At 40.4% G+C, this 16,209-nt stretch carries 12 protein-coding genes; 4 read left to right on the forward strand and 8 right to left on the reverse strand.

What is annotated here, in order from left to right:
• Window positions 1-156: 156 nt before the first annotated feature.
• The 3 genes from VUI23_RS12595 (at window position 157) to VUI23_RS12605 (ending at window position 2,993) form a co-directional block, all read left to right on the forward strand.
• A complete protein-coding gene (locus VUI23_RS12595) occupies window positions 157-684 on the forward strand; it encodes a PH domain-containing protein (protein WP_342804566.1) in 528 nt (175 codons plus the stop codon).
• Window positions 677-2,242 (forward strand): PH domain-containing protein, encoded by a 1,566-nt coding sequence (locus VUI23_RS12600; RefSeq protein WP_342808286.1) that lies wholly within the window; start codon window positions 677-679, stop codon window positions 2,240-2,242. The genes VUI23_RS12595 and VUI23_RS12600 overlap by 8 nt, the downstream gene beginning before the upstream one ends.
• A gap of 67 nt (window positions 2,243-2,309) precedes the next feature.
• Window positions 2,310-2,993, forward strand: coding sequence for a cytochrome b/b6 domain-containing protein (locus tag VUI23_RS12605; RefSeq protein WP_342804567.1), 684 nt, complete (start codon window positions 2,310-2,312; stop codon window positions 2,991-2,993).
• A gap of 24 nt (window positions 2,994-3,017) precedes the next feature.
• Here the strand turns inward: VUI23_RS12605 and VUI23_RS12610 are convergent, their stop codons facing one another.
• The 4 genes from VUI23_RS12610 to grpE all read right to left on the reverse strand — a co-directional run bounded on the left by VUI23_RS12610 (window position 3,018) and on the right by grpE (window position 7,717).
• Complete coding sequence (locus VUI23_RS12610; protein WP_216048445.1) at window positions 3,018-3,494, reverse strand: cytochrome c; 477 nt, start codon at window positions 3,492-3,494, stop codon at window positions 3,018-3,020.
• 227 nt (window positions 3,495-3,721) lie between these two features.
• Window positions 3,722-4,861, reverse strand: coding sequence for a molecular chaperone DnaJ (dnaJ, locus tag VUI23_RS12615; protein ID WP_216048444.1), 1,140 nt, complete (start codon window positions 4,859-4,861; stop codon window positions 3,722-3,724).
• A 206-nt stretch (window positions 4,862-5,067) separates the two neighbouring features.
• Complete coding sequence (gene dnaK / locus VUI23_RS12620) at window positions 5,068-6,996, reverse strand: molecular chaperone DnaK (RefSeq protein ID WP_303500659.1); 1,929 nt, start codon at window positions 6,994-6,996, stop codon at window positions 5,068-5,070.
• Between the two features lie 103 nt (window positions 6,997-7,099).
• Window positions 7,100-7,717, reverse strand: a complete 618-nt coding sequence (grpE, locus tag VUI23_RS12625) for a nucleotide exchange factor GrpE (protein WP_342804568.1) — start codon at window positions 7,715-7,717, stop codon at window positions 7,100-7,102.
• Between the two features lie 227 nt (window positions 7,718-7,944).
• Between grpE and VUI23_RS12630 the strand changes: the two genes are divergently transcribed.
• Window positions 7,945-11,307 (forward strand): PAS-domain containing protein, encoded by a 3,363-nt coding sequence (locus tag VUI23_RS12630; protein ID WP_342804569.1) that lies wholly within the window; start codon window positions 7,945-7,947, stop codon window positions 11,305-11,307.
• Between the two features lie 227 nt (window positions 11,308-11,534).
• Here VUI23_RS12630 and VUI23_RS12635 read toward each other — a convergent pair whose 3' ends face one another.
• From VUI23_RS12635 to VUI23_RS12650, 4 genes are all read right to left on the reverse strand, one after another.
• Window positions 11,535-12,083 carry a hypothetical protein gene (locus VUI23_RS12635; RefSeq protein WP_342804570.1) on the reverse strand — a complete coding sequence of 183 codons (549 nt, stop codon included), beginning with the start codon at window positions 12,081-12,083 and terminating at the stop codon, window positions 11,535-11,537.
• Between the two features lie 415 nt (window positions 12,084-12,498).
• Complete coding sequence (locus tag VUI23_RS12640) at window positions 12,499-12,873, reverse strand: MmcQ/YjbR family DNA-binding protein (RefSeq protein ID WP_342804571.1); 375 nt, start codon at window positions 12,871-12,873, stop codon at window positions 12,499-12,501.
• Window positions 12,874-12,944: 71 nt separating this feature from the next.
• Complete coding sequence (locus tag VUI23_RS12645) at window positions 12,945-13,586, reverse strand: response regulator transcription factor (protein WP_216048438.1); 642 nt, start codon at window positions 13,584-13,586, stop codon at window positions 12,945-12,947.
• A gap of 129 nt (window positions 13,587-13,715) precedes the next feature.
• Window positions 13,716-15,980 carry a TonB-dependent receptor gene (locus VUI23_RS12650; RefSeq protein WP_216048437.1) on the reverse strand — a complete coding sequence of 755 codons (2,265 nt, stop codon included), beginning with the start codon at window positions 15,978-15,980 and terminating at the stop codon, window positions 13,716-13,718.
• Between the last annotated feature and the right edge of the window lie 229 nt (window positions 15,981-16,209).

A 16,209-nucleotide genomic window follows, 5' to 3' on the forward strand; every position in this document is an offset into this window, starting at 1 on the left:
CCTAATTTGCAGCAGTAAAAAAGCGATAAGTTATATTTGATTGGAAATCTTCATAGCAGTTTTTAAGCTGATTAAGATTTTGTAACCTGATATATATTGATTCAAACTCTGATTCCGCTACATTAGGGTAAATTAAATTAATGTTGCCGTATGATTGTGTCTTATCAACTAATAGAAACATCCACTTTACCCGATCCATTAGAAATTGATTTTGAACCTCTAAATAGCCGTTATAGACCCATGGCTATCTGCTCTACTTGGCTGTTTTGTTTGATGTTTATGTTAGTTATGTCGTTAACCCGATGGCAGCCGTTTATTGATATTCACCCCGAGCTAATCGCAGTCTATCCGCTGGGACTTGGTATTGCGTTTTTAGTCGCAATTCTAATTAGCCTCTATTTATATGTAGCTATTCCATGCAAACAATATTGTTTAACAGACACTGATTTACATTTCGCCTGCGGGGTAATATTTCGTAAAATTTATAGTCAGCCGATACTACGGATACAACACGTTGAGTTAAAACGAGGCCCACTGGAGAGAACCTTTAAATTGGCTTCATTACAGGTTTTTAGTGCTGGGGGCGCAATGCACACGTTTGAAATACCTGGTTTAAGTCTTGATGATGCACAAAAAATCAGGCAATTCATCTTGGATCATAAAGGTGTTCAAAGTGATGGATAATGAGGGAGAAAATGCCACACTCAATACTCACCGTTGGCAGAAACTGTCCCCCATTGCGGTGTTATATTTTATTGCAAGTGGGATTAAATTAGCGGCCAATAATGTTATCTATTTGCTGCCAGCCATTGCCATAAGCTACTCTACGGTGCAAGAGAACCCGCAAATCTGGATCCCAATCATTGTGGGAATTTTAGCTTTAATCAGTGTTTCATCTTGGCTGCAATACTTCTTTTATTCATTTCGATTGATTGATGAAACGGTTGAAATCCGCTCTGGTGTGTTCTCTAAAACCCATATTGATTTGCCTTTTTCTAGAATTCAAAACGTCACCATTGAAAGGCCGCTTTACTACCGGCTAACCCATACCTGTTGTTTGCAACTCGATACAGCTGGCTCGACGAAACAAGAGGCAAAAATAGTTGCATTACCTGTGGATTTTGCTGAAAAGTTAAAACAATCCATCCTTGCAAAGGGTAAAACACACAATACGCCAACCGAACGACAAGCAGATGAAGACAAGACTCTTTTAGAGCAACCTAATGTGGGAATTGAAAGCGAACAAATTCTCAATACACGTTCAATTAAAGATCTGATTTTACACGGTATTACTAACAATCGAGTGTGGATTATTATTGGTGCACTAGCACCATTTTATGACAACTTAGCCGCCTATTTAGCCTCATTGGCAGAGCAATTAGGTTTTGATTATGAACGTTATTTTGACGCACAGTCACAGGCAATTTGGCAGTTAGGGTTAGCATTTTTTTCGCTAGTTCTTTTTGCAACTTTGATTATTACTTTGATATCCGTAGTTGGCTCAATCGTTTTATTTTACGATTATTCGTTGGCGAAAACCACAGACAGATATATTCGTCGAAGTGGCTTATTCACTAAACAAGAAGTCACCATGAAACGTTCGCGCCTTCAAGTAATAGCGTTAAAACAAGATTGGTTAGATGTGATTCTCGGCAGGGTCAATTTGGAATTAAAACAGAATAGCAGCACAGAGCAAAATTCTAACCAATTGCAGGCCAATAGTAACAGAATATTAGTACCTTCAGTGACGCAAGATGAAGCGCATAGCATCGTCAAGGATGCGTTACCGAATAATAAATTACATGACATTAGCTTTCTTGCTATCAGTAAACGATTTATTTTTAGACAGCTTTTGTGGTTAATCCCTTTTAATCTGCTCGTAAGCGCAATAACTTTTTCAAAATCAGGGATTTTAGGTATTTTAATAATCCAGTTGCTAAGTGGATTTATCGTATTTTTGATATATTGTCGATGGAAACGCTGGGGTTACGCTGATGATGACGAATATATTTATCTTAGAAAAGGATTATTTGGAGTCGATTTTTACAGTTTCCCAAAATATAAAGTACAACAAACACAATTTATACAAAGCCGTATGATGAGAAGGCATGAAATAGCCACTATTAATATCATTATGGCATCCGGCGCTCTGAGTATTCCTTTTATCAATCAAAATGATGCGAAACGAATTTTAGGCAATGCCTTGTTTATTGTCTCTAAGCTAAAACGTTCTTGGATGTAATATAAAAAGAGTATAACTGATCTTAGATAATGTGAGGATATTGGTACCTCTTTGGAGAAAAATCAAAATGCAAAAGAAATTAATTTGGGATATTCCGCTTAGGCTTTTTCACTGGTTATTGGTTTTAGCTTTGGTATCCCAGTGGATAACGGCTGAATTAGGTAGCGAGTATATGGATATTCATTTTTATATTGGATACTTCACTCTAGGACTCATTATCTTCCGTTTAATCTGGGGGTTAGTTGGTCCAAAATACGCAAGATTTAGTAATTTCATCTATCCTCCGAAGGCTATCTGGCAGTATTTGGTAGCTTTTTTGAAAGCCAAAAACCCTCATTTCACTGGTCACAATCCTTTGGGTGGTTTAATCGTTCCAGCAGTCATCTTAATTGTGGGAGCTCAAGCCATCACAGGTTTATTTGCAAGTGATGATGTGCTTGCTTCTGGACCTTATATGTCAGCGGTAAGCAGCGATACACAGAGTTGGTTGGACGGTTTACACCATCAAATATTCAACGTTATTTTAGGCATAGCTGGGATTCATATCCTGGCCATCCTTTGGTATCAATTTGGACGCAAAATTCCCTTAATCGGGGCTATGATTACTGGAAAAAAAACCGATGCCGCGCAAAACGGTATCGGTTCATCTAGATTATTATTAGCGGTTATTCTTGCAATTGTCATTGCCGCCTTCTTGTATTGGTTAATTGCTATCGCAGCACCAGTGCCAGAAGTAGACTATTATTTTTAATTACAAATGACTTCTTACAAGGTGTTATTCAGCCTTGTAAGAATCATGACAACCTTTACAAGATTTAAAGATTGCGCCAATGTTTGCTTTTAGCTGGCCTTCATCGCCACTTGCTGCGGCCATTTTCAGATTACTTGCCGCTTCTGTTAATGCCGTAATTTTAGTTTGGAAGTCAGAATAGTCTTTCCAAATCGCCGGTAAAGCTTCAGTTTCAACACTGAACTTACTTGTGTCGACTGAAAAGTAATCGTCCATCATCAAGGATAATTGTTCAATGCGGCTTGCATTCTTTTCTAATGTTTCAGCACTCAAAGGAACTTGTCCTTTCGCCATAGCGCCCATAATTCCAACGTTACTTTTAACTAATTGCAATATAGCTTGACGATATTCTATTGCATCACCGGCATGCTTTTCAGATTTAGCTGGCGTAACTGCGACTGATGCGAAACTTGCAGTTAACAATGTAATACCTAACATCGCAGGAGCGATAATGTTTTTCATATTGACCTCGATTAAATGGATAGTTTTTGGATTCATAGACTTAGATTCGACGTACAAACAGCAATTTACATTGTTATATCATTAGAAATCAATAACTAATTAGTTAAACATTTATTTAAAATAAGCTGCTTACCATCAGTAACCACTTCGTAAATTAAAGCATAAATCTTAGGTATAAAAAAAGACGCCATAAAAATGACGTCTTTATCATATCACTTATTTTTCAATTAACTGGTTAAGTCATCGAAGAATTTCTTCACACCATCGAAAAAACCTTTCTCTTTGGGACGGTATTTAGCTGCTTCGTCGCCTTTACCCATGGAATTATTTAATTCCTGCAACAATTCTTTTTGTTTGCTGTTCAGGTTCACCGGTGTTTCCACAACTACGCGGCACATCAAGTCACCAACACTACCGCTTCGTACCGACTTCACCCCTTTACCACGTAAACGGAAAAGCTTACCGGTTTGCGTTTCAGGCGTGATTTTCAGCTTAACCTTGCCATCCAAAGTGGGCACTTCAATGTCACCACCAAGGGCTGCAACAGTAAAGCTTAGCGGCACTTCACAGTACAGGTTATTGCTATCTCTGGTAAAGATATTGTGTTCACGAACATGCACCTGAACATATAAATCACCAGGAGGTGCACCGCTTTCTCCCGCTTCACCTTCACCAGTTAAACGAATACGATCTCCGGTATCAACGCCCGCTGGTACTTTAACCGATAAGGTTTTCGTTTTCTCCGTGCGACCATGACCATGACATTCACGACAAGGATCGGAAATAATTTGGCCACGACCAGAACAGGTAGGACAGGTTTGCTGCACAGCAAAAAAGCCCTGCCGCATTTGCACTTGTCCATTACCATGACAGGTAGGGCAAGTCGTTGGTTTAGTGCCTTTTTTCGCACCAGTGCCATCACAAGGCTCACAGGCAACCAAGGTAGGTACTTTTATCTCGACACTCTTACCGCGAACCGCTTCTTCAAGGCTAAGTTCCAAATTATATCGTAAGTCGGAACCTTGACGCGCTCTTGACTGACGCCCTCCACGGCCGCCGCCACCAAATATATCGCCGAATACATCACCAAAAATATCGCCAAAATCAGCGCCGCCACCGAAGCCAGCGCCACCTCGGTTAGGATCAACACCAGCGTGACCATACTGATCATAAGCAGCACGTTTTTGCGAATCGGTTAGGATTTCGTGGGCCTCTTGCACCTCTTTAAATTTTTCTTCCATGCCTTTATCACCCTTGGTTCTATCAGGGTGAAATTTCATGGCGAGGCGTTTGTATGCCTTTTTAATTTCGCGCTCGTCAGCACTTTTGCTAACACCAAGCACTTCATAATAGTCTCGCTTCGACATATCGCTTGTTTATCCTTTTTGATGACAAACACAATTTACCGTGTTTGAACTTGAGCAACGTTAGATGCCCTGTTAATTCGGGCTTTATCCCCTTGTCACCTAAACGCGCTATTAAGTAACAAGGGGATAACACTTAAAAGGCGCAGAAAGGTTATTTCTGCGCCTATTTTTATCAATTACCTGCCAATTACGACAGGTTAAGACGCTTATTTCTTATCGTCTTTCACTTCTTCGAACTCAGCATCAACAACATCGTCTTCAGCTGTCGCATTTTCTGTTTGCGGTTGTTCTGCACCAGCAGCAGCGCCTTCAGCAGCAGCTTTAGCTTGAGCAATTTCCATCAACTTAGCAGAAGCTTGAATCAATTCTTGAGTCTTGGCTTCAATTTCCGCTTTGTCTTCACTCTTAACAGCTGCTTCAAGTGCTTCAATTGCAGTTTCGATGGTTGCTTTGTCTTCCGCTGGTAAGTCGTCACCGGCTTCTTCAATTTGCTTTTTGGTACCGTGGATCATTGCATCAGCTTGATTACGTGTTTGTACCATTTCTTCAAATTTCGCATCAGCATCTTTATTTGCTTCTGCGTCAGCTACCATTTTTTCAACTTCAGATTCACTCAAACCAGAAGAAGCTTGGATAGTGATTTTCTGCTCTTTACCGGTATCTTTATCTTTGGCAGATACATGTAAAATACCATCAGCATCAATATCGAAAGTTACTTCAATTTGAGGAGCGCCACGTTGTGCTGGACGAATACCTTCTAGGTTAAATTGACCTAGAGATTTATTGCCAGACGCTTGCTTACGCTCACCCTGTAATACGTGTACAGTTACAGCAGACTGATTATCTTCTGCAGTTGAGAAAGTCTGAGATTTCTTAGTAGGAATCGTAGAGTTTTTCTCAATCAATGCAGTCATAACACCGCCCATTGTTTCGATACCAAGAGACAATGGTGTAACATCTAGCAACAATACATCTGTAACATCACCGGCTAAAACACCACCTTGAATCGCAGCACCTGCGGCAACAGCTTCATCAGGGTTAACATCTTTACGCGGCTCTTTACCGAAGAATTCAGTTACATATTTTTGTACTAGTGGCATACGAGTCTGACCACCAACTAAAATAATGTCGTTGATATCGCTAACGGATAAATCAGCATCGGCCAAAGCCTGCTTCACTGGTTCAAGAGAAGCTTTTACCATATCTTCAACCAATGACTCTAACTTAGCACGCGTTACTTTAATAGTAAGGTGCTTAGGACCAGACGCATCAGCAGTGATGTATGGCAAGTTAACTTCTGTTTGTTGTGCAGAAGATAATTCAATTTTAGCTTTTTCACCGGCTTCTTTTAGACGTTGCATTGCAAGTGGATCTTTACGTAAATCTACGCCTTGATCTTTCTTGAATTCGTCAACTAGGTAGTTGATTACACGGTTATCGAAATCTTCACCACCTAGGTGAGTATCACCGTTAGTCGCTAGTACTTCAAATGTGTGCTCGCCTTCAACTTCATCAATCTCAATGATTGAGATATCGAAAGTACCACCACCAAGGTCATAAACAGCAACGACGTTATCACCTTTTTTCTTGTCCATACCGTATGCTAGAGCAGCGGCAGTTGGCTCGTTGATGATACGTTTAACTTCTAGACCGGCAATTTTACCTGCATCTTTAGTTGCTTGACGTTGTGAATCATTAAAATAAGCAGGAACAGTGATAACCGCTTCGGTGACTTTTTCACCCAAGTAATCTTCTGCTGTCTTTTTCATTTTTTTCAGTACTTCAGCTGAGATTTGTGGCGGAGCCAATTTCTCACCCTTAACTTCAACCCATGCATCACCATTATCAGCTTTAGTGATAGTAAATGGCATGATGTCGATGTCACGTTGTACTTCTTTATCTTCCCAACGACGACCTATAAGACGCTTAATTGCGTATAAAGTGTTTTGTGGGTTAGTCACTGCTTGACGTTTAGCAGGTGCGCCTACCAAAGTTTCGCCGTCGTTACTGTATGCGATGATAGATGGCGTTGTGCGATCACCTTCCGCATTCTCAAGAATTTTAACTTTGTCGCCTTCTAAAACTGCGACACATGAATTTGTTGTACCTAAGTCGATACCAATGATCTTACCCATTAGCGTGTCTCCATTAAAAAATTATTAAAACTAAGTCTTATCATTTGTGGGGTTATTCTGATTTTTTTCAATGTTAAATGTAAAAAAATCTCCACAAAAACTCTTATGCTTCGATGTCAACGCCACCTTCAGCGGCTCTAGAAACCATTACCATCGCAGGACGTAGCAACCGACCGTTAATTTCATAGCCTTTTTGCATGACAGCCATCACCGTATTAGGAGGTAGCTCTGCATTTTCTTGCATCGACATTGCCTGATGCAATTCTGGATTGAAGGGTTCACCCTGCGGGTCAATCACTTTCAAACCAAATTTTTCTACTGTGCTTACGAATGACTTAAGGGTGATATCCACACCTTCAATCATAGGTTTAAGCGATTCGTTATCCGGATCAGCCAACTGAATAGCTCGCTCCAAATTGTCTGCTACAGGTAAAAGCTCTCCTGCAAAACGCTCTAAAGCGAATTTACGCGCTTTTTCTACTTCGCCTTCTGCGCGGCGACGAGCATTTTCCATTTCAGCTTTAGCGCGCAAAACCGAATCTCTTTGCTCGTTTACAGTCTTTTCTGCTTTAGCTAATGCTTCTTGTAACTTTGCAATTGTTTGTTCGGAATCACCGGCATCGGCATTTTCAGCCGCTTGCTCAACTTCAGCTTGTTCCGCTTGGTTGAATTCAGGTTGTTCCTGTTGATTATCATCTGTTGGCTGTTGCTCTTTGCTCATGCCTTACTCCATCGCCTTTTTCACTTAACTTAATCGGATTAACTTCGAGTTGCGTTATTAATGGGGTTTGTTTAAACGGCTTCAAGGGCAAAGACCCCAGTTTTTTTAATGAAATAGAAAAAACATTTCCAATTGGAATTAAAAGCAATCGGTTTTATAGTGAGTTTGGCTGAAAAAACTAATTAAATTTCAACTAATAGCCGCTGCAAAAGGATATGTACTAATCCATGTTTAGCCTTGTTTCCATGTCGACTGTCATCTTCATGTATTTGATCGCCTTGTTTTTGGTTGGTTATTTGGGCGATAAATATTTACGGCAGGGACGACAACATCCGATAATTTATAGTTTAGCCTTGGGCGTTCACTGCTCATCATGGGCGTTTTTTGGTACAACAACCCAAGCAACACAATACGGATGGGCGTTTGTACCAACTTATTTAGGCATTATATTAGTGATGCTTTTTGGTTTTGGTGCGTTACAGAAAATAGCAGAAATATGCCAACGGAATAATATTAGTTCACTTGCCGATTTTATTGGTATGCAATACAACAGCGCAAATTTGCTAGCCGCAACAGTGTCGTTACTGTGTTTTATTGGTGTGGTGCCCTACGTGGCTTTGCAGCTCGATTCGGTAGTTGACAGCTTGACACTATTAACTAATGAATCATCCACCAGTATGGGATTGTATGTCGCAATAGTGCTTGCCATATTAGCTATTTTTTTAGGGGCTCGCTCGTTTGACTTAACCGATAAAAAGCCCGGATTAATGCTAACCGTGGCGTTTGCCTCATCTTTGAAACTTATTGCTCTGAGTTTTGTTGGAATTTTCGTTTGTTATGAGTTATTTAACGGCGTATTCGACTTAATGGGTAAAGCTCAGTTATCGACTGAAGCCCAACAGGTTTTACATACCAACTCAGGGGGTTGGGTGTATGTCAGTCATGTTCTATTAGGCATATGCGCGATGTTTTGTCTGCCGAGGCAATTTCATGTGAACTTTGTGGAATACAAATCAAAAAATGAGCTCAATACTGCCAGGTGGTTATTCCCATTGTTTTTAGTGGGGATGGGATTGTTTGTAATGCCTATCGGCCTAGCAGGCCACATAATTTTTGATCAACAAGATATTTCCACAGATATCTATGCGCTGGCACTGCCACTGAATTCAAATAGCGCGATTACAACATTGGTGAGTTTTATTGGCGGGTTAGCCGCCGCAACCAGTATGGTGGTCGTAGCCACCTTAGCTGTTGGGATAATGATTTCTAACAACCTAATTACGCCTGCTTGGGTCAAATTCAAATTAATTAATCACAAACAGAATAATTTAAGTCCCGCCATCATTTTGTTTATTCGACGGCTAACTATCGCTTCGGTATTAGCCGTCTCCTACTTTTATCATAAAGATGTGAGTTCAGGCTCCCCGCTGGTCAACAGCGGCATAATTGCCATGGCACTATTGGCGCAAACATTTCCGTTGATGATTCTGAGCCTTTATTGGCAAAAATCGAGTAAATTAGCTGCCTATGTTGGGCTTTTAGTTGGCGCTGCAGGTTGGTTTTATTGGTTGCTTTGGCCCAGTATTACCTCAAGTTACTATTTTGATCCTACGCCAACAGATTTGGAATTAGGACGAGGATTTATATTTAGTTTATTAGCCAATGGCATTTGCTTTGGGCTGATCACTTGGTTTTTCCCCTCTGCCCCACAGAGTCAACAAAATAGTCCTAAGAATAGTTTCCCACAGAAACAACCGATTAAATTGTCTAAGTTACTAGCACTGACACAAAATGTGCTCAATCAAGATGAACTTGATGGAATCAAAAATAAACTAGGTGATGCGGCACAAAGCAGTTATGCCAGTATCAATATTGTCGAATCGGTGGAAAGTATGTTGGCGGCCAAAATAGGCGGCGCAAGTTCAAGAATATTAATTTCAGCCATAGCAGAAAAAGATGAAGTTCCTCTGACAGAATTAGTCGAATGGGTGGAAGAAGCCGCGCAAACCTTTCAATTTAATCACGAGATTCTACAATCCAGTGTTGAGCATATCCAGCAAGGTATCAGTGTTATCGACCCAGATCTGAAATTGATAGCGTGGAATCAACGATATATACAAATGTTCGACTACCCTGAAGGTTACATACATGCCGGTATCTCAATGCGCAAAATTCTGGCGTTTAATGCCCAGCGGGGATTGTTTGGTAGTTTAGACAATCCGCAGCAGGAAATAGACAAAAGGATCGAATATATTAAACAAGGCAGTATTTATAAATATGTTCGTAAACAACCCAATGGTCAGGTGATTGAACTCAATGGTGGCCCACTTCCTGGAGGTGGATTTGTTACCACCTACAGCGATATTACAGAATATATGGAAATTCAACAGCAATTAGAATTAGCCAAATCGCAATTGGAAAAGCGAGTGGATCTGCGCACTGAAGAACTGAAACATTCCAATCTAGCGTTAACCAAAGCCAAGCTGCTTGCCGAAAGAGCAAATGAAAGTAAAACGAAGTTCTTAGCTGCTGCAGGACATGACTTAATGCAACCTTTCAATGCGGCAAGTTTATTTGGTGAGCTAATACAGCAAAAATCTAACGAACCGGAAATAAAACTATTAAGCCAATCATTAAATGATTCTATTAACAATGCAGAAGAGCTACTTTCATTGCTTTTAGACATGACAAAACTAGAATCTGGGGTACTTGAATCCCATATTCAAGAGTTCCCCATTGATGATGTTTTATCGCCTTTATTCAACGATTTTAATCTGATCGCACAACGAAAAAACTTGAATTTGATTTACGTGCACAGCAGCGCTGTTGTAATTTCAGATAAAAAACTACTTAAGCGTATTATTCAAAACCTATTATCTAACGCAATCCGATATACCCAAGCGGGAAAAATTCTGATCGGATGCCGTCGCAGCAAAAACCAGATTAAAGTGTGCGTATTGGACACCGGACCAGGTATTTCCAGCACTGACCAAGGTTATATTTTTGAAGAATTTAAACAGTTAGATAAAACCAATATTCAGCAAGGCTTAGGGTTAGGACTGACAATAGTCGATCGTATTTCGTCACTGCTGAATCACCCTATTCAACTGCAATCGCAGATTGGCAGAGGCAGTAACTTTTCTGTCTCTTTACCACTTAGCAAACAACGAAAAAGCCGAGTTAAATCTACCGATACTGGGTTGGCAAAAACCGAGATTTTGCATGGTAGAACCGTATTGTTGGCCGAAAACGATCCGCAAACTCGCGAGGCTGTCGTTCAGTTATTAGAGAGCTGGGAAGCTAACGTCGTCAGTGTTGAGAGCCTAGAGGATGTTGAAAAAATAGAGCAAAACATAGACCTCATGCTGTTAGATTTTCACTTAGATAACCAGTTAACAGGGTTAGACATCGCCAACAGCCTTAGGAATAAACTGCAATACAATATCCCAGGCATCCTAAACTCTTCCGATCGCAGTGACATTATGCGAGAAAATGCGCAAAAAGCGGACCTTATGTTTTTACCTAAACCCCTAAAAAGTGCCGCGTTAAAACGAATGTTACGAAAAATTGGCTGGGCTAAAATCGAATAAAATAACTTGATTTAGTCCTTGCCTAATCTGACATTTTTTAAATACGATTTAGTCAAGAACTGACTGTCCCCAAAGAGCGAATAGTAGGCACAGGGCTGATCAGTTGTGGTGATCTGCTAAAGACAAGAAGCGGCCGTTCATAGAAACCTAATTTGACGTAAGTTTTATTACTTTCTGAACGAGAGAGTTTCTCTCCAGATCATATTGTCATCCACGATCAGATCACCTTAAGTCACAGCCGTTTCGCCCTTTTTGAAGCGCAGCAACAGAGGTTTAATGCACTTGTGAGACAACAACGAAAGAGGGGCAAACATCAATACACCGACAAATGGGATAGCAGGACCAAACACAAATGTTGAGCCAATAACATGCCCAAGAATACATTCCATTCTGTAAAGCGGTAAAAATAAAGCTGAAATTATAACACCTAGAGCCAGGTACATTGTTACGTTCGGAAGGCCAATAACAAAGACGATTGATTGAACTGTGCTTACCAGCAGCATGCCAAAGAATCCTAGTAATACAGACCAGGGAAGTGTTTTTGCGTCCGGCTTAGTAGATATTCTTTTTTTGATTGCTGTAGAGGATAGCAACACAAGAAGAGGCAAAATCAAAAGTCCCCACCAATTCGACAATCCAGGGAGATCAGCCCGCATGAAAAGATAATGAGTAACTACGCCGCCATTAAAGTATTCCCATGTTAAATGACACACTGCGAAAAGTACTACTGCCAGTAACATGCCATTTCTTATTTTATTAAATTGCTTCTCTTCCATTTCATTTTTTCTCTCAATCGGTCACAGAATGTGATAGAGGCTGCAATCGCCGCACCATAAATAAAAACAAATAAAATCAATTAATTACAACAAAGGTATGTTTCCAGCGCTGTACGTTTACTCAGATATTAGCGTTATTGACCAATTTGACGCATTTAAGTACCAACATTGTTCGCACGATTTGCTACCTATCATATTGAATGTCTGATGGTCCGGAATACGTACATTGCTGCTGTTAAGTGCCAGACCCCGAACTGCAGCCTTTGGCACATTCCTGACTGCTAGATTAAGTCTTAAGCATTTGACCATAAACACCAGATCGAGTCTTAGCAACTACAAATAACTTATTTTAGGAAGATATTCTGCCCCGATCCCCCATTTGGTTAACCTTGGCTAGTGCCTATTAGCAAATGATTCAGTTGATTACCTGTTGATGTAAACCAAGTTCTTGTTGTTTTGCTTTACTTAACCCTTGCGAGACTAAGCGATAAGATTCAATTAGGTAATACTCTAACTCTTCGTTACTGTGTGAGTCGGATTCAATTTGTTGAATCCACTTCATACCTCGATTGGCGAAATAAGGGGCTGGAATGTATCCTTGCCGTTCGCACAAAAAATAATAGTTTTGTTCAGAAGTTTTGAAGGTAAACGCAGGTTTTTTATCTTTACTCCAGCCACCAATAGCAAATACTTTTCCGCCAACTTTCCACACATGTGAATTGCCCCATTGCATAACATAGGTCGTTGCTTTGAGTGCGCCACAAAAATGATTAAACTCGTCGTAATTCATATTGATTGTTTAGGTTCACCGTTTAAAATAATGCTCAACAGCCAGTTAATCTTCGGCAATCAAAGAAAATATCACACTTGATTCATAAGCTGTTTAAATAACACCCCTGCTTGAGTTCGATTATTTAGCTTTAGCTTTTTAAGAATGGCTGAACCATGCTGTTTTATGGTGGTTTCTTTAATGCCTAGTTCATAAGCTATCTGTTTATTTAACAGGCCATCAGCCATCATTTTAAGTACCACAAATTGTTGTGGTGTTAATTGTTCTAAATTTTTCGCAAATTCAGACTCTTCGGCGGGTAACTTTGCTTCAACCTGAGCAATCAGATGTTCTGGCAACCATTGCAGGCCATCCAATACTTGTTCGATGGCATTCGCAATTTCAGACAATGAACTGGATTTTGGAATAAACCCACTGGCTCCCAAATTAATCGCTTTTTGGATAATAAGTGGTTTTTCCTCACCTGAAACAATCACCACTAACACATCAGGATGCAACAAGCGGATTTGGCTCAATCCAAATAAACCGTCATTGCCAGGCATATTCAAATCCAAAAATACCAATTCAATTTGAGGATCGTGATTTAATGCTGACAAGGTTTCTTGCAAGGTTGAGGTTTCAGTGATGTCGTCATCCAATAGCGCACTCACAGCCTGCTTAAGGGCAATGCGAAATAACGGATGATCATCGGCGATAAGCGCTTTAACTGACATAATGAATTATTTTACAAGACTACTATGACTGGCAGCATATGAAAGGTTACTGCCAAGCTCAAGTTATATTAATAATAAAAACAAAAAAAGGGCGACCAAGTCGCCCCTTGGGAACAACACAAAGTGCCGTTAGAAAGTGTAACCTACTGTTAGGTGAACAGTACGGGGATCGCCGTAATAACCGATCAACGTTGTATCACCACCTAAGCCAGGCAATAATTCACCATCGGCAGTTCGGCCACCGGTAAAGTTGTAACCACCCACTCGATATTCTTCGTCAGTCAGGTTCTTGGCATGCAATCCAGCAGTCCATTGACCATCATCGCTATACCAATTTAAGCTTAAGTTAACTAATCCATAACCTTCTTGACGTAACAATTCATCAGGTGATTCGAATAGTTCGTAATCATCGCGATAGTAATAGTTACCATTGAAAACGAAGTCGCCCATATCAGTGGTAAACTCGTATTTCACACCAGCATTAAAGGTAAAGTCAGGAGTATTTGAAATCACAAAATTATCAGATAAATCAATGGGGTTACCCGCTGCATCTACCGAGAATACTTCGGTGAATTCTGCATCAATTGTACCTAATGCACTGGTGAAGGTTAGCCCTTCGGTGACAATATAAGTAAGTTCAATTTCAAGACCATTCGCATCAGACTCCCCTACGTTAGCGATTCGTTGTGTAGGCTCCGCTAAATCGTCCGAAGGTACATTTACAACATACTGTCTGTCGGTGTAATCCAATCTAAATAAAGTAGCGTTAAGTCTAAATGAATCGGTTACGTCACTTTTCATACCGATTTCATAAGAATCGACTATCTCAGGCGCAGCTGCTGGTTGGAAGAAAGTCGCGCGAGGGTTGTACATTCCAGATTTGAAACCTTGCGAGTAACTTCCAAAGAACATGGTTGAGTCAGTCAAGGCATATTCCAAACCAAGTCTGGGGGTTAAACGAGACCAAGTTTCAGTATCATCAATCACCACATTCGGCGCATAATCAGGTCTGACATAGCCATCAACCCAATCAGAGTTTGGATAAGCTTGGCCCAGTCTTGTGCCCGCTTCCACTACACCGTGTTTTTCGTCTTTGGTGTAACGAAGCCCTACTGTGGTAGATAGTTTATCGGTTATGTCGTAAGACATTTGTCCGTACAAAGCTAAGCTTTTGGTATCTGTACAACCACTTTGCTCGATTGAAATTCCAAATGCCATTAAGTAAGCATCGTATATTCCACAAGCTTCTGCATCATAATAATAAGCGCCAGATACGAAGGTAATGTCATCACCAACATAGTTAAGTTGGAATTCTTGGGAGATCTGTTCATCGGTATAAGTTGCTGGCGTATCAAAAATACCTAGCGGCGTGCTGTCAAAATCGATATTGGTTGGCGAGTCACCTTCACGACTAGCAGTAACCGATTTAAATGCCCAACTATCGTTGATGTCCCACTCAACCGTTAAGCTCATGCCTTCGGTTTCAACTTTGTTCCAGGTAGGCAAACTTGAATATGAATCGTAAACACTATCAGGTTGCGGAGCATCCGTTAGGATACTATCTGACAATCTGTAACCACCTTTGGCATTTGACTCGTCTTTGGTCTTGTCATAGTTAAAGCGAACAAATACGTCCTCGTTTGCTTGGTACTCCAAGGTAAAACGTGCAGCCTGAACATCTTTATTATAGTTTTCAGTATCTTGACCTTCTGGCGCAACAAGAAATTCACCAAAACCATCACGATTTAACGTTGCAACCGCAAAACCAAAGAATAAGTTGTCAGTGATAGGGATTTGCCCCATTACTTTTAAGTCTTTTTGTGAGTAACTTCCCACAGTCGCATTCACGGACAGTTCAGTATCGCCGGTCATTTTCTTGGTAACGTATTTAATCGCGCCACCAATTGTATTTTTTCCGTATAAAGTACCTTGAGGCCCACGAAGAACTTCCACTCGTTCCAAATCGAACAAGTCTAAAACTGCGCCTTGGGGTCTAGAAATGTAGACATCATCTACGTAAACACCAACACCTGGTTCAAAACCCCAAACAGGATCTTGTTGCCCCACACCACGAATAAATGCAGTTAATGTAGAGTTCGTTCCGCGACTCACTTGTAAAGTTGTATTGGGTGATTGCTGTTGGATCTCAGTCATCACTGACATCCCTTTTTCCATTAATTCTGTGGCACCTAATGAGGTAACAGAAACAGGGACTTCTTGTAGACTTTCAACCGTTTTACGAGCAGTAACTTCTATTCTTTCTAAACCACCTTTAGATTCTTCTTGTGCCGCTACTTGCCCTGAAAGACAAGATAAAGCAACAGCTGATGCGAGTGTCGAAAGTTTTAAAAACTTTCCCTTTTGAACGATAGATTGTGTGTGTGTGTGTTTCATAGAGTGTCCTTCTTACACAGTTTCTTTTTATACAATTATTCGATTCGCTGCGGTCACAGTGACAGTGTGATTACTCTAATCTACTTCAAAATATTTTACCTTAGTACCATAGTACTATGTCCCAAAAGGTAAAAAAGATTAACACTATATACCGCGCTCAAAACTGTATTTAGATACACGAAAGAGCGAAATGATATGACTCTCTGCGGTCACAGATTTTTGTATCATT

This window comes from Alteromonas sp. M12 (assembly GCF_037478005.1).
Taxonomy (GTDB): domain Bacteria; phylum Pseudomonadota; class Gammaproteobacteria; order Enterobacterales; family Alteromonadaceae; genus Aliiglaciecola; species Aliiglaciecola lipolytica_A.

Excerpts from the sequence above, each read along its gene's own strand:
- VUI23_RS12640 (WP_342804571.1), bottom strand. The coding sequence starts at position 12,873 with ATGAATTACGACGAGTTTAATCATTTTTGTGGCGCACTCAAAGCAACG.
- VUI23_RS12650 (WP_216048437.1), bottom strand. The coding sequence starts at position 15,980 with ATGAAACACACACACACACAATCTATCGTTCAAAAGGGAAAGTTTTTA.
- dnaJ (WP_216048444.1), bottom strand. The coding sequence starts at position 4,861 with ATGTCGAAGCGAGACTATTATGAAGTGCTTGGTGTTAGCAAAAGTGCT.
- grpE (WP_342804568.1), bottom strand. The coding sequence starts at position 7,717 with ATGAGCAAAGAGCAACAGCCAACAGATGATAATCAACAGGAACAACCT.
- VUI23_RS12600 (WP_342808286.1), top strand. The coding sequence starts at position 677 with ATGGATAATGAGGGAGAAAATGCCACACTCAATACTCACCGTTGGCAG.
- VUI23_RS12645 (WP_216048438.1), bottom strand. The coding sequence starts at position 13,586 with ATGTCAGTTAAAGCGCTTATCGCCGATGATCATCCGTTATTTCGCATT.
- VUI23_RS12610 (WP_216048445.1), bottom strand. The coding sequence starts at position 3,494 with ATGAAAAACATTATCGCTCCTGCGATGTTAGGTATTACATTGTTAACT.
- VUI23_RS12605 (WP_342804567.1), top strand. The coding sequence starts at position 2,310 with ATGCAAAAGAAATTAATTTGGGATATTCCGCTTAGGCTTTTTCACTGG.
- VUI23_RS12630 (WP_342804569.1), top strand. The coding sequence starts at position 7,945 with ATGTTTAGCCTTGTTTCCATGTCGACTGTCATCTTCATGTATTTGATC.
- dnaK (WP_303500659.1), bottom strand. The coding sequence starts at position 6,996 with ATGGGTAAGATCATTGGTATCGACTTAGGTACAACAAATTCATGTGTC.
- VUI23_RS12635 (WP_342804570.1), bottom strand. The coding sequence starts at position 12,083 with ATGGAAGAGAAGCAATTTAATAAAATAAGAAATGGCATGTTACTGGCA.